Source organism: Chitinophaga hostae (genome assembly GCF_018224885.1).
Lineage (GTDB): Bacteria > Bacteroidota > Bacteroidia > Chitinophagales > Chitinophagaceae > Chitinophaga > Chitinophaga hostae.
In genome coordinates this window covers 162,583-182,048 of the sequence record NZ_JAGTXB010000001.1, presented here as the reverse complement: position 1 = coordinate 182,048, position 19,466 = coordinate 162,583, and the positions used below count along the sequence as shown (strand labels likewise).

The 19,466-nt window shown below is 46.2% G+C and carries 23 protein-coding genes; 15 read left to right on the top strand and 8 right to left on the bottom strand.

Going from position 1 to position 19,466, the window contains the following annotated elements; translation table 11 throughout:
- Positions 1-127 precede the first annotated feature (127 nt).
- Together feoB and KE626_RS00795 are read left to right on the top strand one after the other, a co-directional pair.
- The gene (gene feoB / locus KE626_RS00800; protein WP_211970909.1) at positions 128-2,257 is read left to right on the top strand and encodes a ferrous iron transport protein B; all 2,130 of its coding nucleotides are present in this window, start codon (positions 128-130) and stop codon (positions 2,255-2,257) included.
- Between the two features lie 44 nt (positions 2,258-2,301).
- A complete protein-coding gene (locus KE626_RS00795) occupies positions 2,302-3,234 on the top strand; it encodes a M28 family peptidase (protein WP_211970907.1) in 933 nt (310 codons plus the stop codon).
- Between the two features lie 73 nt (positions 3,235-3,307).
- Here KE626_RS00795 and KE626_RS00790 read toward each other — a convergent pair whose 3' ends face one another.
- Both KE626_RS00790 and KE626_RS00785 read right to left on the bottom strand, forming a co-directional pair.
- Entirely contained in the window at positions 3,308-4,756 is a 1,449-nt protein-coding gene (locus KE626_RS00790; RefSeq protein WP_211970905.1) for a S41 family peptidase, read from the bottom strand.
- 49 nt (positions 4,757-4,805) lie between these two features.
- Positions 4,806-5,480, bottom strand: a complete 675-nt coding sequence (locus KE626_RS00785) for a hypothetical protein (RefSeq protein WP_211970903.1) — start codon at positions 5,478-5,480, stop codon at positions 4,806-4,808.
- A 163-nt stretch (positions 5,481-5,643) separates the two neighbouring features.
- Between KE626_RS00785 and paaA the strand changes: the two genes are divergently transcribed.
- From paaA to nadD, 5 genes are all read left to right on the top strand, one after another.
- Entirely contained in the window at positions 5,644-6,642 is a 999-nt protein-coding gene (gene paaA / locus KE626_RS00780) for a 1,2-phenylacetyl-CoA epoxidase subunit PaaA (RefSeq protein WP_211970901.1), read from the top strand.
- Between the two features lie 37 nt (positions 6,643-6,679).
- Positions 6,680-7,048, top strand: coding sequence for a 1,2-phenylacetyl-CoA epoxidase subunit B (locus tag KE626_RS00775; protein ID WP_211970900.1), 369 nt, complete (start codon positions 6,680-6,682; stop codon positions 7,046-7,048).
- Positions 7,045-7,809 (top strand): 1,2-phenylacetyl-CoA epoxidase subunit PaaC, encoded by a 765-nt coding sequence (paaC, locus tag KE626_RS00770; RefSeq protein WP_211970899.1) that lies wholly within the window; start codon positions 7,045-7,047, stop codon positions 7,807-7,809. Before KE626_RS00775 ends, paaC begins: the two co-directional genes overlap by 4 nt.
- A 3-nt stretch (positions 7,810-7,812) precedes the next feature.
- Complete coding sequence (gene paaD, locus KE626_RS00765; RefSeq protein ID WP_211970898.1) at positions 7,813-8,304, top strand: 1,2-phenylacetyl-CoA epoxidase subunit PaaD; 492 nt, start codon at positions 7,813-7,815, stop codon at positions 8,302-8,304.
- Positions 8,305-8,386: 82 nt separating this feature from the next.
- The gene (gene nadD / locus KE626_RS00760) at positions 8,387-8,956 is read left to right on the top strand and encodes a nicotinate (nicotinamide) nucleotide adenylyltransferase (RefSeq protein ID WP_211970897.1); all 570 of its coding nucleotides are present in this window, start codon (positions 8,387-8,389) and stop codon (positions 8,954-8,956) included.
- Here the strand turns inward: nadD and KE626_RS00755 are convergent.
- A complete protein-coding gene (locus KE626_RS00755; protein WP_211970895.1) occupies positions 8,953-10,008 on the bottom strand; it encodes an AI-2E family transporter in 1,056 nt (351 codons plus the stop codon). The genes nadD and KE626_RS00755 overlap by 4 nt on opposite strands.
- A 218-nt stretch (positions 10,009-10,226) precedes the next feature.
- Between KE626_RS00755 and KE626_RS00750 the strand changes: the two genes are divergently transcribed.
- Genes KE626_RS00750 through KE626_RS00740 form a run of 3 tightly spaced genes read left to right on the top strand, consistent with a single transcriptional unit; the run spans position 10,227 to position 11,276 of the window.
- Complete coding sequence (locus tag KE626_RS00750; protein ID WP_166649869.1) at positions 10,227-10,421, top strand: YtxH domain-containing protein; 195 nt, start codon at positions 10,227-10,229, stop codon at positions 10,419-10,421.
- A 25-nt stretch (positions 10,422-10,446) separates the two neighbouring features.
- Positions 10,447-10,908: a hypothetical protein gene (locus tag KE626_RS00745; RefSeq protein WP_211970893.1), complete on the top strand. Its 462-nt coding sequence runs from the start codon at positions 10,447-10,449 to the stop codon at positions 10,906-10,908.
- 20 nt (positions 10,909-10,928) lie between these two features.
- A complete protein-coding gene (locus KE626_RS00740; protein ID WP_211970892.1) occupies positions 10,929-11,276 on the top strand; it encodes a hypothetical protein in 348 nt (115 codons plus the stop codon).
- Between the two features lie 3 nt (positions 11,277-11,279).
- Here KE626_RS00740 and KE626_RS00735 read toward each other — a convergent pair whose 3' ends face one another.
- The 3 genes from KE626_RS00735 to KE626_RS00725 all read right to left on the bottom strand — a co-directional run bounded on the left by KE626_RS00735 (position 11,280) and on the right by KE626_RS00725 (position 14,428).
- The gene (locus KE626_RS00735) at positions 11,280-12,923 is read right to left on the bottom strand and encodes a M56 family metallopeptidase (RefSeq protein ID WP_211970891.1); all 1,644 of its coding nucleotides are present in this window, start codon (positions 12,921-12,923) and stop codon (positions 11,280-11,282) included.
- 5 nt (positions 12,924-12,928) lie between these two features.
- Positions 12,929-13,291, bottom strand: a complete 363-nt coding sequence (locus KE626_RS00730) for a BlaI/MecI/CopY family transcriptional regulator (RefSeq protein WP_211970890.1) — start codon at positions 13,289-13,291, stop codon at positions 12,929-12,931.
- 111 nt (positions 13,292-13,402) lie between these two features.
- Positions 13,403-14,428 (bottom strand): SPASM domain-containing protein, encoded by a 1,026-nt coding sequence (locus KE626_RS00725; RefSeq protein WP_211970889.1) that lies wholly within the window; start codon positions 14,426-14,428, stop codon positions 13,403-13,405.
- 132 nt (positions 14,429-14,560) lie between these two features.
- Between KE626_RS00725 and KE626_RS00720 the strand changes: the two genes are divergently transcribed.
- Both KE626_RS00720 and KE626_RS00715 read left to right on the top strand, forming a co-directional pair.
- Positions 14,561-15,310: a glycoside hydrolase family 25 protein gene (locus tag KE626_RS00720; RefSeq protein ID WP_346344323.1), complete on the top strand. Its 750-nt coding sequence runs from the start codon at positions 14,561-14,563 to the stop codon at positions 15,308-15,310.
- 72 nt (positions 15,311-15,382) lie between these two features.
- A complete protein-coding gene (locus KE626_RS00715) occupies positions 15,383-15,670 on the top strand; it encodes a hypothetical protein (protein ID WP_211970888.1) in 288 nt (95 codons plus the stop codon).
- Here the strand turns inward: KE626_RS00715 and KE626_RS00710 are convergent, their stop codons facing one another.
- Entirely contained in the window at positions 15,671-16,216 is a 546-nt protein-coding gene (locus KE626_RS00710) for a CAP domain-containing protein (protein WP_211970887.1), read from the bottom strand.
- A 395-nt stretch (positions 16,217-16,611) separates the two neighbouring features.
- Here KE626_RS00710 and KE626_RS00705 point away from each other — a divergent pair, with 395 nt between their 5' ends.
- The gene (locus KE626_RS00705; protein WP_211970886.1) at positions 16,612-16,800 is read left to right on the top strand and encodes a hypothetical protein; all 189 of its coding nucleotides are present in this window, start codon (positions 16,612-16,614) and stop codon (positions 16,798-16,800) included.
- A 109-nt stretch (positions 16,801-16,909) separates the two neighbouring features.
- Here the strand turns inward: KE626_RS00705 and KE626_RS00700 are convergent, their stop codons facing one another.
- Positions 16,910-17,347: a YybH family protein gene (locus tag KE626_RS00700; RefSeq protein ID WP_211970885.1), complete on the bottom strand. Its 438-nt coding sequence runs from the start codon at positions 17,345-17,347 to the stop codon at positions 16,910-16,912.
- 117 nt (positions 17,348-17,464) lie between these two features.
- Between KE626_RS00700 and KE626_RS00695 the strand changes: the two genes are divergently transcribed.
- Positions 17,465-18,655, top strand: coding sequence for a DegT/DnrJ/EryC1/StrS family aminotransferase (locus KE626_RS00695; RefSeq protein ID WP_211970884.1), 1,191 nt, complete (start codon positions 17,465-17,467; stop codon positions 18,653-18,655).
- 69 nt (positions 18,656-18,724) lie between these two features.
- Positions 18,725-19,450, top strand: a complete 726-nt coding sequence (gene kdsB / locus KE626_RS00690) for a 3-deoxy-manno-octulosonate cytidylyltransferase (protein WP_211970883.1) — start codon at positions 18,725-18,727, stop codon at positions 19,448-19,450.
- The last annotated feature ends 16 nt before the right edge of the window (positions 19,451-19,466 follow it).

Genomic DNA, 19,466 nt, shown 5'->3' with positions numbered 1-19,466 from the left:
GTTTTCGCTTCACTTTTTTTTAACACGTCCTTTCCGAGATTTTCCCGATCGGATCATTCATCCCTCTGATTAATGTTTAACTTTGCATATTCAGCACATTACATTAAACAATTGGATAAGATAAGGAATGCAGGCTCCCATAAACATCGCGCTGGTAGGAAATCCGAATAGTGGTAAAAGTTCCCTTTTTAATGCGCTCACCGGTTTAAACCAGAAGGTGGGTAATTTCCCGGGAGTAACGGTAGATAAGAAAACCGGAACGGCTCAGATAGCAGCTGGCGTAACCGCCAATATCATCGATCTGCCCGGCACTTACAGCCTGTACCCGAAAAGCGCCGACGAATATGTAACCTACGATGTGCTGATCAATCAGAATACCAGCGATACCCCACGACTCATTATCATTGTGGCGGATGCCTCCAACCTGAAACGTAATCTCCTCTTTTGTTCCCAGATCATAGACCTGAAGATCCCGGTTATTATCGGGCTGACGATGATGGACATTGCCCGTAAAAAAGGCGTGGAAATTGACCTCGACGGATTGGAAAGAGAATTGGGGGTACCCGTAGTCGCTATCAATCCCCGCAAAAACAAAGGTGTTGCCGAAATAAAAAAAGTAATAGACCTCGCTTTACGGTCCCATTACAGTACCCCACCCAGGGACTTTATCAATAACAGCGCGTTGGCTAAGGAAGTAATTGAGGAAGTAAAGAAAGTAACCGCCTGTAAAAGTGACTATGGCGCTTTACATATAGCCGTTAACGTTGATGAGCTTTCCTTTATCAACGCGGGCCAGCGGCTGGCCATCAAAAATGCGCAGGAAACCTATGCCTTCAATAAAACGAAGATACAGGCAGAAGAGATCATGCAGCGTTATGCCCGTATCAAACACATCATGAAAGCAACGGCAGTGGAAAATGATCCGCTGCAAAAACAATTGCGTTCAGAAAAAATAGATGACCTGTTGCTCCATCGTTTCTGGGGATACGCCATTTTGCTGGCAGTAATGTTCCTGCTGTTTCAGAGCATTTTCTGGCTTGCCTCTTACCCGATGGACTGGATAGAAGGCGGCTTCGGCGCCCTGAGCGGATGGTTGAGCAGCACACTGCCCGATAATAAGGTCACCGACTTCTTTATCAATGGAATACTGGCTGGTATCAGCGGGTTTGCAGTATTTATTCCACAGATCATGATCCTGTTTGGGTTAATCACCATCCTGGAAGATACCGGCTACATGGCCCGTATCAGTTTCCTCACCGACCGTTTGATGCGGCAGGTAGGCCTGAACGGAAAATCGGTGATGCCGCTCATCAGTGGCGTAGCTTGCGCCGTGCCGGCTATTATGGCTACCCGTACCATCGAAAATAAAAAAGAAAGACTCATCACCATCATGGTTACACCTTTGATGAGTTGTTCGGCCAGGTTGCCTATTTACACGATGATGATTGCATTGGTGATCCCCGACAAACGCTTCGGCATCCTGGGTTTACAGGGCCTTGTAATGATGGGGTTGTACTTGCTGGGCTTCTTCATGGCAATATTCATTGCCGCTGTTATGAAGCTCTTTGTGCGCATTAAAGAGAAGAGTTATTTCATTATGGAATTGCCTGTTTACCGCTCACCACGCTGGGCTAACGTAGGAACTACCATGGTAGAAAAAGCAAAGATATTTGTGAAAGATGCCGGTAAGGTCATTGTGGTGATATCTGTGATCTTATGGTTCCTGGCCTCTTATGGCCCGGCCAGCAGGATGCAGCCAGTACACCAGAAATATGAACCCCTCATAGCGAAGGTGGCGCCGGAATCACGGGAGGCAGCCGTGCTGAACAAGGAATTTCAATCGGCGAAATTATCCAACTCTTATGCGGGTATGCTCGGACATGCCATTGAGCCGGCTATCCGGCCGCTGGGCTTTGACTGGAAAATAGGGATTGCATTGATCACCTCCTTTGCTGCCCGTGAAGTATTTGTGGGTACCATGGCCACCCTTTATAGCGTGGGTGAAGATCCGGATAATAATAACGCCACCCTGCGGGAAAAACTTTCTTCCGCTGCCTGGCCCGATGGAAGACCCGTATATACACTGGCAGCGGGGTTATCATTAATGCTTTTCTACGCATTTGCCATGCAGTGTATGAGTACAATGGCCATCGTTAAACGCGAAACAAAATCATGGAAATACCCGGCAATACAGCTGGTATACATGACAACGCTGGCCTATATCTGCAGTTTGATCGTCTTCAATATCTTCAAATAATATCTTGTACATTGCGTTTACAGTTAACCGTAAATGCATTGTTTATGAAATGGCTTTTTTATAGCTTTTGCCTCCTGGCTACGCTGCCCGCAATGGCGCAAACAACCGTAGATTCTTCATCACTGATGAAGGATATACGGACGCTTTCGGCTGATAAGTTTGAAGGCCGGAAAACGGGTACCCGCGGCAGCCGCATGGCACAGTTTTATATCATTGACCGGTTTAAGAAATTGGGCATCGCTGCCTATCACGACACCTACGAGTATTCCTTTTACTTCCAGGAAGGGGATAAAAAAGTAATGGGCACTAACCTCTACGGCTATATTCCGGGTAAACTGAGCACCGTGATCGTTATTTCCGCTCACTATGATCATCTTGGCGTAAAAGGCAATGCCGGCAAAACAGATTCTGTTTATAACGGAGCCGACGACAATGCTTCCGGTATTGGTGGGTTATTAGCCATGGCAGCATATTTTAAACAACATCCTCCCCGGTATACCCTTATTTTTGCAGCGTTCGACGGAGAAGAAGAAGGGCTGCAGGGCGCCGCCGCCTTTGTTGCACAACCGCCGGTGCCACTCAGCCAGATCCGGCAGAATATCAATATGGACATGATTGCCCATAACGACAAAAATGAACTGTATGTATGCGGGACCTACCAGTTTCCAAACCTGAAAAAATATATTGATGAAGTGGCGGGGCGCAGCAGCGTAAAACTCATTGCCGGGCATGATAAGCCGGAGAGCAGCGCTGACGACTGGACCAGGCAAAGCGATCAGTATGAGTTCTTCAAACAAAAAATTCCTTTCCTGTACTTTGGTGTGGAAGATCATCCTGATTATCACCACGCTTCAGACGAGTATAGCCGGATCAATCATTCGTTTTACTACCGGTCGGTGCAGGCCATCCTCGATGTGGTAAAAACAATAGATGCCAATATGCCGGAGAATAAATACAGCGGGGCAAAAACAATGTAATAAATAACGGGGATGCTGGTTTTTTCGGTAGATGTACTACGCAAAAGACTACCGGCATCCCCCGTACGTTTCCCTATTTTCTGAAAGTATGTATCATGCCTTTAAAATGGGTGGCATCCAGTCTGTTGGCATCCGTGCGGGCAAGCCGGTTGGGATCTGTTTTAGCCATACGGCCCAGCGAACCGGCAGGTATACCCATATCCAGCAGGGAGGCGTGCAACAGCGGATCGCTCAATGTACCCCAATCAGTAGTATAATCATCATACGCCGTAATCTGCGGTTTCAAACCCTTGAAATAATCTCCTTCACCGGCTGAGTTTTTTGTCTGGAAGTTGACCGCGTACATATCATATTTACCAAAGCTGATATTGATAAATCCAACAGGTTTACCGTAGGTGCTATCGCCTACCAGGTTGGTGGTCATGGCGGGTTTCAGCACATTGTACAGCAATTCGCTGGCCGATACGGTGTTGCGTGTAACCAGGAAGTTCACTTTTGTGAGATCAAGGGCGCCATCTTTCTGGAATTTGGCCGTTTTATAAGTAGTGGCTTCGCTGTAAAAAATATCAGACCAGTTTAAGGTCGGATAATACGGCACCGCTTTCATGTTTTTAAAGTAGCTGCTGTAGTTGTTGGTATTTACATTGCTGTTGAAATACTGGGAATACATCTCTGTATTGTTTTTACCGGCAGGCACCAGTTTGTTGGCCAGGTATTCGGCGGTTTCTATTAATCCGCCGCCATTGTAGCGCAGGTCAATAATCACCTGTTTTACGCCGGCTTTGGTAAATGCGTTAAACAGCGAGTCGATTAAAGGCTTTACATCTGCCAGGGCCACGAAGTTATTGAATACGAAGTAGCCGATCTTAGTGCCACTGAAGTCGTAGAGGTGCGAATAAAGAACAGGATTAAGTTTATAGGTGGCGGCTTGTAAAGTATACTGCTGCGAGGTATTATCGGGTTTCTTAAAGCCAAAGGTGGCGCTCTGGCTGCCAAAGGCGTTATTCAACAGGTCGTCGGTGCTTTTATCGTTATATCTGAAGCTGGTAACGCCGTTTACGGCAGTGAGCTGCCAGCCGCGTTTTATGCCGGCTTTATCTGCCGGTGAGCCGGGGTATACATATACCACGCGCAGCTCCGTATTGGTCTGGTAGCCTACTTCAAAACCAATATCGCCTGCAATGCCCTGTTGAAGTACCCTGGAGGTACCGCCATTATCCATAAAGCTGTAGCGGTCCAGTACATTGTTGCCGGCATCTTTCTTATACAGCGTCAGCGCATGGAACATGTCTATGGGGGAGGAATAGCCGGAAGGTTTAAAGGTGGCGGAGTCGGGAAGGGCGTCTGTCCACAGGTAAATATCTTTTGCAATAAAGAAGATACTGTCGTTAATGCTTTTTGCGGTGTTGTTGTCCGGGGGATTGCGGCGTGGGTTGGTGCTGTCATTTTTCTTGCAGGCGGGCAACAGGAAAATAAGCAGCAGGCCGGCGATCAGTGCTTTAAGGCAATAGTTGGGTTGCATGTGTTCCAGTTTGTGTGGCATAACTTGTATGGCTAAACGTTGTGTGTATTTATTGCTGGCCGGGTATGGAGGGGGTAAAATTAATCCCTTCAATGCCCAGTTCTTCCGGAAGCACGCCATTGTTTTTCAGACCTACGTTTACTTTATCCCGCCAGCGTATCTGGGCAGCGGGATTTAGTCCGTGATTGGTTTCCTGATCAAATTTATACTGCAGGCGGTTCATTTCCCGGAATGATTGAAGATACTGATATTGTATGATACTATCATAATCGTCGCGGTTCAGGGCGGTTTGCCGGAGTTTTTGTTTGAACCGTTCCACTACCAGCCGGGTAATGTCGAAATGCAGCTGTTCATGTGCAAGCGCATAGTTGTTCCGGGCCTCCGGCCGTACCCAGGATGCACTTTTTATAAAAAACACCTGCAGGCGCAAGGTGATGCGCAGGGTATCATTTACCAGGTTGCTGTTACCATCGTAGGCGAAGCTGGTGTAAGCCACAGCGGCGCTGGGGCCGGCGGGCGATGGCTGGGCCCGAAAGTCATCCCATTGTAGTTTCCTGGCCGGATCATAAAAGATCGTATCCGAATCAGGGGATAAGGGGACAGGTGTTTCATCAAAGCTCAGCTGTATAACGGTATAATGTCCCGTTTCCGTGGTATCGGAACAGGTGTGTTGCTTCCCGGAGGGGAGCAACAGCAAGCACAGTATAACAGGATTTGGGAGCATAAGCGAAAAAGACCATAATAAAATTACTGTAATGCCCGGCTATCTGTTTCATGTATGGAAAATTTGGCGATTCTATAACATTTTGACCCTGGCTTTTTGACAATGATTTCCTGTTGAAACGGGCTTTTTTCCGTAAATTACTTCCGACCAAAACAATCGCACTATGTACGGCGGTGGATATATTTTCGATGAACCCAACAAGAAACAGTTGAGGGAAGAACAGCAGCATGATGAACCCGAAAAGCTGGCTGCTTTTGAGGAACGTATTGCCAAAGGTGAAAAAATTGAACCTGGCGACTGGATGCCGGTGGAGTATCGCAGACAGTTGATACGGCTTATTGAACAACACGCTCACTCTGAAATTATTGGCGCTTTACCCGAAGGTACCTGGATAACCCGGGCGCCGGGATTCAAGCGTAAACTGGCATTGATCGCCAAGGTGCAGGATGAGATAGGCCATGGACAGCTGCTCTATAATGCGGCCGAAACCCTGGGTAAATCGAGGGAAGCCATGATCAACGACCTGCTCAGCGGTAAATCCAAATATTCCAATGTCTTTAATTATCCTGCCGAAACATGGGCAGATGTTGCCGTCATCGGATTCCTCATTGATGCAGCTGCCATTGTAAACCAGGTGGCGAATGCAAAAGGGTCTTATGGACCGTATTGCAGGGCCCTGGAACGTATTTGTTATGAAGAGAGTTTCCACCTGAAACAGGGGCACGATGCGTTTATTGAACTGGCTACCGGTACACCTGCACAGAAAGCAATGCTGCAGGATGCCCTTAACCGTTGGTGGCAACCTATTATGCATTTCTTTGGTCCTCCGGATAAGGCTTCCAGTCATAGCGAAAAGCTGATGCAATGGAAGGTGAAAATGGCCAGCAATGATGATATGCGCAACCAGTTCCTGGATTCTTATGTACCCAAAATATGGGAATTGGGCATGACCCTGCCTGATCCCGCGCTGAAGAAAAATGCGGAAACAGGCAAATGGGAATATACTGATCCTGATTGGGAGGAATTTTTCCGGGTGATCAACGGCGGCGGCCCGTGCAATGCAGAGCGTTTGCAGGTGCGCAAATGGGCTGAAGAACAGGGTCGATGGGTACGTAAAGCGTTAATGAAGCCAACGGAAAAAAGAGCATTGCCGGTGGCATAACGCATCTGTTTACTATTTTAAAATCACGCAATAATTCATGTCGAACGATTCTTTAGATCCCCGCGTAAACAGGCTGAAACTAGGCGAGGCGGGAGAAGTAGTGAAAGTGGAGGAAGGAGAGAACTGGAATATCTACGAAGTTTTTCACCAGGAAAAAAGGGGGGCGCATCACGAGCATGTTGGATGTGTGCATGCCCCTGACCCGCAACTGGCGCTCGTATTCGCAAAGGAACAGTTTGCCCGCCGCAAAAAATGCGTTAATCTCTGGGTGGTAAAAAGTGCAGATATACTGGCTTTTGATGTAGAAGATGAAGATATGTTTGCCAACAACCTGGAGAAAACCTACCGCGATGCCAGCGGTTTTAAAGTGATGGAGAAGATCAATAAATTCAAACAATCCAAATGATTAATCAAGCAGCTATAAAGGATCTGATCATAAAAATGGCCGATGATGAACTAATACAGGGACATCGGAATTCTGAGTGGACAGGATTAGGACCTGTGATGGAGGAAGACATTGCTTTTTCTTCCATGGCGCAGGATAAAATTGGCCATGCATGGGCTTTGTACCGGATACTACATGAGGATCTTGGGGGAGAAGACCCCGACAGGTTTGCTTTTCTGCGGCCGGAAAAGGAGTACAGATCGGCCCACCTGGTGGAAATGCCCAATGGTACGTACGATTTCAGCCTGATGCGTCATTTTCTATTTGACCAGGCGGAAACGATCCGGTATGAAAGTATGCAGGAGAGCAGTTTTGAGTCTCTCCGGCTGCTTAGTAAAAAAGTAAAAGGAGAATTGAAATATCATACGCTGCATGCAAATGCCTGGGTAATGCAACTCAGTAAGGCGGGGGAAGAAAGCTATGGGCGTATGCAACAGGCGCTGAACGATACCATTGCGCTGGCTGCAGGGCTTTTTGAAGCATCCCCGGAGCATGAGGCCGCGCTGATTGAAGATAAAGTCTATCCTGGCGAAGCGGAGCTGTATCGTCGTTGGCTGGACCGGATTTACCCGGTATTGGTAAAAGCCTCGCTGAACTTACCGGCCATAACAGCGATCAAGCCGGTTTATGGCGGCCGGCAAGGAATTCATACCATTCACCTGCAGCCCCTGTTAAAAGAAATGAGCGAAGTGTTTAACCTGGATGCGGAGGCCGGCTGGTAAAAAATGTCTCACAAAACTACAATAGCAGAAGTATATGAATCACTGGAACATGTGATGGATCCGGAGATCCCGGTATTAAGTGTTATCGACCTCGGCATGATCACCGGGGTGGAGCTGGAAGCCGGGGCGGTGCATGTTAAAATGATTCCCACATTTGCGGCTTGTCCTGCGGTAAGCTACATCCGTAACAATATAAAAACAACCCTGGAAAATGAACTCGGTATAGCCGTTAGCGTTGAAGTGGATAAGGAAGTACATTGGCAAAGCAACCGGATGACGGCAGCGGCCAAAGAAAAGCTGAAAAATTTTGGTATCGCCCCGCCACAGATACTGGCCGGAGAGGTGAGTGCCGAAATTATGCTGGAAATACCCTGTCCGCATTGTGGCAGTAAGGAAACCTATTTACGTTCTCCCTTTGGCTCTACACTTTGCCGGGCGATTCATTTTTGTAAGGCATGCGGACAGGTGTTTGAGCAGTTCAAACCATTGGAATAAGCCTTATTTACATGTTCCGGCATTAAATGCCTATTTTTACACGCATTATTGATGTCGCCATTGGCAATTTATACGACGAAACATGAGAATAGGCTTGTATTTTGGGTCTTTTAATCCTATACACACGGGGCATTTGATCATTGCCAATTACGTTGCGTACAATACTGATCTTGATAAAGTATGGCTGGTGGTTTCTCCGCATAACCCGTTGAAACCCCAGTCAGCACTGCTCAATGAGCACGACCGCTTCCACCTGGTGGAACTGGCCATTAAAGATGAGGTACGGTTACGCGCCAGCAATATCGAATTTTCTTTACCCCGACCTTCTTATACGGTAGACACCCTGACATACCTGGGAGAAAAATTTCCAACGCAGGAATTTGCCATTATTATGGGCAGTGATAGTTTTCAGAATTTACCACGCTGGAAAAATTTTGAACACATCGTAAAAAATTATCCCATTTATGTATACCGCCGGCCCGGGCATGAAATTACGGATACCTTTGGGGCAGCAATTGAAATCCTGGAGGCGCCTATGCTCGATATCTCGGCAACAGATATACGTAAATGGATAAAAGAAGGAAAATCTGTGCGATTTATGGTACCGGACAATGTGATCCGGTACATCGGAGAAAACAACTATTACCGCTAATCGGCGGTATTTTGCTCCCCTTTTTTTTGTGCGAGTTCCCTTCTTTTTATCACGAATTCATTTCCATATATGTCGAGCAGCAGGATAAACATGGAAATGAGTAATGGTCCGAAAATGAGACCAATGAAGCCAAACAGGCTTACTCCTATAATTACACCGAATATGGTAATGAGTGGATGTACATCCGCTATCCGCTTTGCCAGCAGCATACGGGCAATATTGTCGGAGGTGCCTACTACACCAAATCCATATACGAGGATAGCGACCCCTTGCCAGGTATTACCTATTGCCAGCAGATAAACGCCTAATGGCACATACACTGCGGCCGCACCTACCACGGGGAGCATGGCTGTAAAGCAGGTAACAACAAACCAGAAAAACGGCTGGGGTATTCCAAAAACCAAATAGCCGATTAGCGAGATGATACCCTGCACAATGGCAATCAGCGGGATACCAACCGCATTGGCAATTACCAAAGTGTTGAACTCTTTACCCAGTCTTTCCACATTTTTATCTTTCAGTGGGATGTATTCATACAGGTTTTCCTCCATTTTCCGGCCGTTTACCAGCATAAAGTAAAGGATAAAGTACATGATAGCGATGGCCGTAAGGGTATTGAAAGTAGCACCGAGGAAGCCAGGTAAGAATGCCGTGATATTTTCCTGCAACTTTTGCAGCCGCTCCGCGGTAAGCAAACCAAACCCAAGGCTTTCTTCCAGCCGGGCATTGGTTTGTTTCAGGCTATTGATCAGCTCAGTGGAGTGATTGGCAGCATAGGCCACTTTGGCCGTGAGCATGTTAATAAGCATTCCTACAGGCAGCAGGATAACGAGAAAAGAGAGCACCATCAGCACGGAGGCTGCAAGACGTTGGTTCCATTTTCGCTGTTCTGTAAGGTGGAACATCCATTTCCGGCAAATTACGTAGAGGGTTACCGCGCCAAGAAAGCCGGGGAAAAACGTAAACATCTCCATAAAAAGGAGCACGGCCAGGAAAAGGATCAGGAGGAGGAATCCAATTTGTTTAAGACGGTCGTTATCAAGATAGCTCATAGTACAAAATATCGTGAAATTATCCGGTATGTCAAAAAGCAGACCGGATGCTGTTATGATGTTGCTGTGAACAGTAAACAAAATTGCACAGCACTTGTTCTTAGAAACGGAGGTTTAACATTTTAGTTTTAAATAACGCCCATTTATGGAATGGTGTTTGTTGAACCTCTGGTACAAAAAAAGAAAACCTAATTTATAACATCTTTAAAACCTTAGTTATGAGTACAAGTTCAAAAGCCGTGGTTTCATTTATTGTAGGTGCAGCCGTTGGCGTAGCAGTAGGTTACTTCCTGAATTCAGACAAAAAAGATGAACTGGTTGAAAAGCTCAGAGATCAATCCGACAAGCTGAAAGAAAAATGGAGAAAGAAAAAAGACCAATTCCAGGATGAGTTAGAGAACGAATTGGCGTAAACCCCATTTGAATAAAAATATTTGCATGGAAGATAATTTCGGCAACTACTTTAACCAAACGGGAAAAGTAGCCAGGGAATACCTGGAAACCAGACTGGACCTGATTAAGCTCCAGGCAGCAGGAAAATTATCGAAAGCTTTGGGACTCTTCTTCTCGCTTACGATGGCTTTCCTGCTGTTCTTTTTTGTGATTGTGTTCCTGGGCATGGTAGTGGGCTTTTGGATCGGTGAAATGACCGGTAGTTTTACTATTGGGTTTGGCTGTGCTGCTGGTTTATTTGTGGTGTTATTTGTGATTATCCTGTTGTTCCGTAAACAACTGATTCAACGCCCGCTGGCAAAACTGCTGATAACAGAGCTGGTGGACGAAATAACCGACCATGACGAACAATCCAACCATATTCATAATCAACGCGAAAGGGAAAAACCGGCAGATCCGGGGTATGTTCCCGATGAAGAAGCAACTGAAAACACCGCAAGAGGATAATCAATGCTAAACATTTACACATGCGTAAGAAAATAGACAGCTTCGAAGCACTGGAGCTGGAAATTGCCCGTTTAAAAATGCGGTCCAGACAGCTGGAAAATGAAATGGGCAACAGGGTAGACTATTTCAGGGACAACTATAAAAAGATGGCCCTGAATGCTGTTATCCCCGGTAGCGCAAAGCATAGCGGTGCCTTGAACGTAGCCCTGAATGTGGCTAAGATGGCGTGGGGCAGTGGTAAATTTAAGAATTTCGCTACCGGGGCATTAATGACAGCGCTTGAATTTATTGGCGTTCAGCTAGGGATCAACCTTTTTAATAAGGTGACTAAAAGCCGGAAGAAGAAGAAAGAACCTGTGGCGGAATAGAGGTTACTGCTTACCGTATCCGATAACCATTACAGTACCGTCTCTATCAGTGTCAGGGCCTTTCAGTGTTTTCCCGGCTACTTCCAACTGAAATGTTATATTCAGCGAAGCGGTAACTGTTTTACCGGTAGCATCTGCCTTGAAAGCAGGAAGCATTTTTATTATCCGTACCACTTCATCTCCCATCACTTTATCAGGAGACAGCAATACTTCTGCATTTGTTACTTCCCCACTGGGCAAAATCTGGTATTGCGCCGTTACATTGCCTACAATGTTATTTTCCTGGCAATGGCGTGGGTAACGGATATTCCTCGCCAGAAATTTTGCATAACCTTCTTTTCCACCTGCAAAACGATTGAGGAAAGTAGAATCAGTGGTGATTCCTTTTGTTTTCCCATTACTCTCCGCAATGGCCCTGTTTAACAGGCTTTGAGGCGTGTGTTTAAAAGGCATTTCTCCGATTCCGCTTTCGGTTTTTCCAAAATAAAAAAAGAAAGGAGAGATAGGGCCTTCGTCTAAAGTCTCGGTCACACTGCTACGCTTGTCTTTTGCTTCAAATTGGATATTGATAATTTCTCCGGCGGCATTGCGTTTCAATACAGGGATGGAGAGGTGAATATCCTTCACCGCCAACGCAGCTTTCATGTCGGCCAGGTCCTGATCGGTGCTCAGGCGGGTTACCATGCCATGAATGACGCCATTTTCAGTAACAAGGTACTTATCGGCGCCAGAGTCCATAACTACATTACCGGTGGTAGCGGATAAAAGGCCGGTAGCCAGGGCGAGTACCGGCAGCAGCAACAGGTACCGCCAGGTACGTAAACGGGGTGATTGGGTTTTGTTCATCATGCGTATTCTATTTTTAATAAATGACGTGCTAAAGTGGTTCACCATGGCTGCCGGCCGGGAGGTGCTGCTTATTTTGAGTAAGCTGTACTGGTATGCCACAGGGGCATTGGAAACCTGTATGGCTGCTTCATCTGCCAGGAATTCCAGGTTGAGTTGCAGCGCTTTTTTACACAGCCATGCAAATGGATTTATCCAGCACATACAACAATAAATGGACGACAGCAGTACGTCGGCAGAGTGCCATTGTCTTACATGCGCTTCTTCATGCTTCAGAATGTGCTGTAATTCCGTAGGCTCGTAAGCGTTAGGATCAAAAAAGATGTTGCGCGAAAAGGAAAAAGGGGCGGTAAGCCCCGGCAGTTGTACATACCGGATATTATGTTTTACATAAACATTGCCTTTGCCGATCAGCCGGTTTACTTTCAGCAACTGCACAGCATGTACCAGGAGCAATACTACTGCCACACCCATATAGAGCGTTATCAAAGCGGGAACTGCATATGCGGATAAAGGATTCCACCAATGCTGTGTAGTCGTAGCTCCGGCGGTTTGCGTTGCTGCGTGACCGTTATCACTTATATATACCAGCTGCTGTGTGTTTTCGGGGGAAGATGTTTGCAGCCACTGTAAGGCTGGAACGGGTAATAGCGGGAGGAGAGCCGAAAATACAAAGGCGCTGAGCAACAGTATGCGGTTATACCTGTAAAAAGTTTCCTTCTTAAAGCATATGATATACAGCAGGTAGAAGAGCGCCATGGTTCCTGATGATTGCAGGACGTATAAAAACAGGGTAGGCATACACGTTATTTTTTATCTTTCTCAATCATCTTTACAAGCTCCTTCATTTGCTCGGCGTCTATTTTTTCTTCTTTCGCGAAATAAGCCAGCATATTGAGATAGGAGTTATCAAAAAAGGTATTGAGCACCTTTTTCATAAATGTATCCTTATAGTTTTCTTTACCTACTATGGGGTAATACTCGTAGGAGCCGCCATACTCATGGTGGGCGAGATACCCTTTTTCTTCCAGGCGCTTCATGAGCGTGGCGATGGTGTTGTAATGAGGCTTGGGATCCGGAAGGTGTTCTATAGCATCTTTTACAAAAGCCTTATCCAGGTCCCATATTACCTGCATCAATTCTTCTTCTTTTCGGGATAGTTTTTTCATACCACCAAGCTAATACTATTTTAGTAGTTTAAAAACTATTTTTGTAGTAATTAAACTATAAACGTAGTAATACATTGATTGTCAATCAGAAAAAACTTTTTGCAACAGGTTTTAGCCCCAAACTTTGGTGCCTTCGCTGCAATTGGCGCAGATATCTATGTTTTTGCGGGTTTCGAGGATCTGACTACGGAAACGGATATATTCTTTATTATGCCACAGGGCTTTGAAAGATTCCTTTTTAAGGTCACCGAGGCGATGTTGTGCATCTTTATCAAAGCAGCAGGGTACTACGAGCCCGTCCCAGGTCACCACCGGCGAGTGCCATAGCCGCCAGCAATGATTGCCCAGCTTGTTTTTAATAGCATAGGTACCATCTTCCTTGCGGTGATAGCGGGAGTATTTATCGATGGTGGGAATTAAGCGGTTGCCTTCCTCGTAATCATATACCTGCGCGGTCTTAAACCGCACCTGGTCTACGCCTATTTCTTTGGCCAGCCTTTTAATATCTTCTATCTGGTGTTCGTTGGGCTTTACCACAAGGAACTGGAAGAACACGAATGGCTTGGATGAATTCAGTTCCTTTTTCCATTTCACAATGTTTTTGGCGCCCTGTATTACCTTGTCGAGATGACCACCTACGCGGTACTGCGTATATACGTCCTGGGTAGTACCGTCAATAGAGATGATCAACCTGTCTAAGCCACTTTCCACGGTCTTTTTCGCATTGGCATCTGTCAGGTAGTGGGCATTGGTAGAGGTAGCGGTATAAATACCTTTGGAGGACGCATATTTTACCATATCCAGGAATCCTGTGTTCAGGTAAGGTTCTCCCTGAAAATAAAAGATCAGGTACAGCAGCTCTTTGGAGATTTCATCGATGGTTTTCCTGAAAAAATCCTGTTCCAACATACCTGTAGGGCGGGTAAAGGCCCGGAGTCCGCTGGGGCACTCAGGGCAACGCAGGTTACAGGAAGTGGTGGGTTCAAAAGAGATGGATATGGGATATCCCCATTGAACGGGCTTGTTAGTCCACTTGCTCATAAAATAGCTTCCCAACACTTTGCCGGCGTTAATACCGCGACGCAGCGTAAATTTGGAGAGCAGGTTAATAGTATCTTTCAGGTTAAAATCCGGCATAAAAATTCACTTGACCATTGTAAAAGTAGCTTCTTTAAACAAATTATAGCCTATACTTGCTGTAAAAAATAGGACTGTCGGTATTTATTACAGTACCCTTACCCAATTACCCTGCAACTAACTGAAGCAAAAGTGAAAAGCATCCGGATCAGATTATTAGTAGTCATATTAGCGATAGTGGCCGTAGTGGCATATTTATGGTGGCGTGGGCGAGAGGGCCGTATTACCTTTGTAAGATATGAGGAGTTTGGGATAGATATGCCGGTGAACTATAAGATCCACGGCATAGATGTCTCTAAATTTCAGAAGGATATTAACTGGCAGGCGGTACAGCAAATGCAGGTAGATAATATTCGTATATCCTTTGCCTTTATAAAGGCTACGGAAGGGATTACCCGGCAGGATGCGGCTTTTAAACAAAACTGGGACCGGGCCGGTAAAGCAGGGTTGGTCAGGGGCGCTTACCATTTCTTTTATGCTACCCGGGATCCTTTAAAGCAGGCGATTAACTTTCATAATGTGGCGGATCTGCAATCGGGCGACCTGCCCCCGGTGCTGGACATTGAAACCAGCAATAACCAGCCCGCGGCTGTGATCCGCAGTACGGCAAAGATCTGGCTGGAGGAAATGGAGAAAGTATACAAGGTAAAGCCTATCATCTATACCAATATCCATTTTTATGAAACCTATCTTGGCAGCGAATTTGACCGGTATCCTTTATGGATTGCACACTACTACCAGAAGGAAAAGCCCCGCTCCGACAGGGCCTGGTTATTCTGGCAGCACAGTGATATAGGCAGGGTAAATGGCATTCGCACTACCGTGGATTTTAATGTATTTAAGGGAGACAGCACTGCATTGGCAAAACTGTGCATACCTTAGGGGAGCAGAAAGCTAAAAACGGACAGCAAAAAGCTATCAAAGCGAATTATAAAGCGGAGGGACGTTTTAACTATGGCAGAAGAACCAGAAATAACTGAAACGCCGGAAGAACCGAAGCCGGATCCCAATAAACTGGACTATGAGTTGTTTCATTTCCTCATAAAAATCATGCGCACCATGTTCATTGGTTTTTTCTGGATGATGATCAACGTGTTCCTGGGGCTGTATCTGGGCTTTGCCGTGCCGGAGGAGTCTACCCCCGGCAGGATGATTTTTTTCTATGGTTGGTTTGGCGTTTCCCTGTGCGCTTATCTTTATTGGATCTGGCGAAGCTGGCGTAAAAAAATGAGTGCGCCCTGATTATTTCGCTGAGCTTCTCTTTCCCAGCTCCATGGTCCAGTTACTGTTATAGCGGCCTACTCCAATTTCCGTAAACACGGGATCCATCATATTGTGGCAATGTTTGGGACTATTCAGCCAGCCCAGCACTACTGCCTGCTCGTCCAGACTGCCCGCAGCAATGTTTTCCCCATAATAAGTCCAGCTGTACCCTGCGGCATCCAGTCGGGTACCGGGAGTGCTGCCACCAGGGCTGTTATGGTCGAAGTAATGATTCAATGTCATGTCTTTACTATGATCATAGGCAGCTCTTTCCAGGAGCCCGTTCCATACGAGCTGTCCTACAGGCGGCATTTTATCGGTACCACAATTACAGCCACGGCTGCGTAATCCGTTTACAAGTTGCAATAATGCGCTGCGGTCGACCCTGTTTTCAGGTACCGTGGAAGTGTCTGCCGGTGGCGTTTTGGACGGATCATCCAGACGGACTCCGGAGGTTTTGGAGCAACTGCAATAAACAATGACGGCCATCAATGCGACGGCATTACGAATAATTTTCCCGGACATAACCAGTAATAAGTTATAGTAAATAGATACCGGGTTTTAAACAGGACAGGATTAAAACTGAAAAACTGGCTTTAGGCAGGAACTTGATTAAAACTACACGTGGTTGGTCAGAGGTTATGGGTAAAACATATTGAGGAACCAAAGATAAGGTGCAGATATGAGAAATTGATTATAGTTTTTGTAAATCTAATGTTAATCACAACTGACATATTTCCGCGGCAGGCTGTTGTGTTTCTTGCCCACTCTGAATCAGGTAGTTGGGGAGGAGATGCCCCGGACACAGTTCGCTAAGCCCTCCAAAAAGCCCCAAAAACGGCATGGAATAATGTTTGCCGAACCAGCTTTTGGCTTTTAGTCATTAGCGGTTGGTTTTTTCATCTTTAAAAAGTGGCGTCATGAAAAAGAGTGCGATAGCGCAAAAACCGGGAACGGATATGCAAAGGAAAAAGAAGCCGGTGGATATTCTTGATAAAGACAAGGGTACCACTACACGGAACCCGCTGCACGGCGACCTGTCGGGTACGCCGGAAGAGGAAAACAAAGCTGTCAGAGACAGCGAAGCGTCAAAAAAGAGAAAGCAATAAATAGATTATCATATCGATGAAAATCCTACGTTTCTTAATCTAAAGAAGTACCAAAACTTCTTTAATGTTGTGGTGTATAGCGGCCATCCTATTCCTGGGATGGTTTTTTTTAGCTGCTATGGTCAGCAACAATTTTCCATTCGCCATTTATCTTTTTCAGTACCAGGCTGAAATGTCCCTGCAGATCGCCGATGGTTCGCTGCAGATGCCATTTGCCAACCAGGAGATAAATACCTTCTGCCAGGGGCTTGAATTCCAGCAGTTTGAAATCCAGTTTACCCATTGCCGTTACATCGGGATAAGTTTTTTTGTAGCGGTCCAGCGTAGCCAGCCAGCCATAGGTGATGCCGTTTTTACCGATGAAGAGTAAAGAGTCCGACTGCCAGTAGGTTTTCATAAAGCCGTTGATATCCCCTTTGTTCCAGGCGGATGTTTGGGCGTCCATAAGGGCCGTAATTTTTTGCCGATCGCCCTGTTGTGCAGAAGCAGACAGGGAGGGCGATAGCGCCAATGAGCCCAACAGAGTAAGGAACAAGATAAAACGCATGTTAAATTTTTAGCAAAAGATAAACAGTTTTTCCGATGTAACCCAACTCTGATTATAGTAACTTTGCAGCACTATTTTTAAACATCACTTACAATTATATTTTAAAATCAACAGTTTATGCCCGGATATGAACTATTTGGAGCCGAGGAAAGGAAAGAAGTAAACGACGTACTGGAAACTGGTATTATGATGCGTTACGGATTTGACGGTCCGCGTAAGGGCATTTGGAAAGCAAAGGAGCTGGAACAGGCCATTTGCGATAAACTGAATGTACAGTATACCCAGTTGGCCTCCAGTGGCACCGCTGCTTTAACTACGGCGATGGCAGCATTGGGACTGGGCGCCGGTGATGAAATTATCATGCCCACCTTTACGTTTGTTGCCAGCTTTGAATCGGTATTTTCCGTTGGCGCAACCCCTGTACTGGTAGATGTGGACGATACCCTTACCCTTGATCCAAAAGCAGTGGAAGCCGCTATTACACCACGTACCAAAGCAGTAATGCCGGTGCATATGTGCGGAGCCATGGCTGATCTGGACGCTTTACAGGCCATCTGTAAAAAGCACCATCTCTTCCTGCTGGAGGATGCCTGCCAGTCTTTCGGTGCATCCTATAAAGGCAAAGCCTTAGGCTCCATCGGTGATGCGGGAACTTTCTCCTTTGACTTTGTAAAAACCATCACCTGCGCAGAAGGTGGTGCGATCATTACCAACAACAAAGATATATACACTAAATGCGACGGTTATACGGACCATGGTCATGACCATCTTGGCGTGGACCGTGGCGCTGACCTGCATCCTTTTATCGGTTACAACTACCGTATTTCCGAGTTGCATGCTGCGGTGGGCCTGGCCCAGATCCGCAAGCTGGATACCTTCCTGGAAATACAGCGTAAAACCAAGAAGATCTTTAAGGATGCACTGGCTGCCGTACCAGGGGTTACTTTCCGCCGTTTGCCGGATGAAGCGGGCGACAGCGCTACATTCCTGTCGTTCTTCCTGCCGGAAACAGCCCAGGCGTCGAAAGCAGCAGCTGCCATGAAAGCAGCCGGTTTGGCAGCATTCCATTATTACGATAATAACTGGCATTACATCCGCCAGTGGCAGCATTTCAAAGAGGGTGCAGTATTAACGCCTTTCGCAAAAGAGCTGAAACAGGCGATGGAAGTTTATAAAACCAAAGAATTCCCCGCTTCCGATGCTATTATCGGCAGAAACATTTCCACGCCAATTAATCTTGGCTGGAGTGCTGCTGAAATCCAGGAAAGGGCAGACAAGCTGGTGAAAGCTGTAAAAAGCGTATTATAAAGTTTCTGGCAAAGGCGTAATATAGCCAGTGATGGCTGTTTTGCGCCTTTGCAGGTAAAACCATATGGCATGAGAAAAATAGCGTTGATACCTGCCCGTTATGGCGCTTCCCGTTTTCCCGGTAAGATGATGGCGAAGCTGGGTGATAAAACAGTGATCCTGCGTACTTATGAATCGGCGGTGAAAACAGGCGTATTTGACGACGTGATGGTGGTAACAGACAGTGACCTTATTTACAATGAAATTGTGAACAACGGCGGCAAAGCAGTCATGAGCAAAAAGGAGCATGAATGCGGAACTGATCGTATAGCCGAAGCCGTTGCAGATATGGAGGTGGATATTGTGGTGAATGTACAGGGAGATGAACCATTTACCCAGAAAGAGCCACTGGAGAAACTGTTAAAAGTTTTTGAAGGAGAAGAGGGGAAAAAAGTGCAGGTAGCATCCCTGATGCAGGAGCTCAAAGAGCAGGCATCTATTGAAGATCCCAACTACGTGAAAGTAGCGGTGGATAAAAACTCCAACGCGTTATTTTTCTCCCGTTCAGTTATTCCTTATCCGCGTAACAAAGACATTAAATCGGTATACTACGAGCATATCGGTATTTATGCCTTCCGGAAGCAAACGTTGCTGGACTTTACGCAAATGCCGGTAACACCGCTGGAAGCGGCAGAGAAAATAGAATGTTTGCGCTACCTGGAAAATGGGATCCCCATGAAAATGGTGGTGACCTCTTACATGGGCGTGGAAATTGATACACCGGAAGACCTGGTAAAGGCATCGAAACTTTTATAACATCTAACTAACAGGG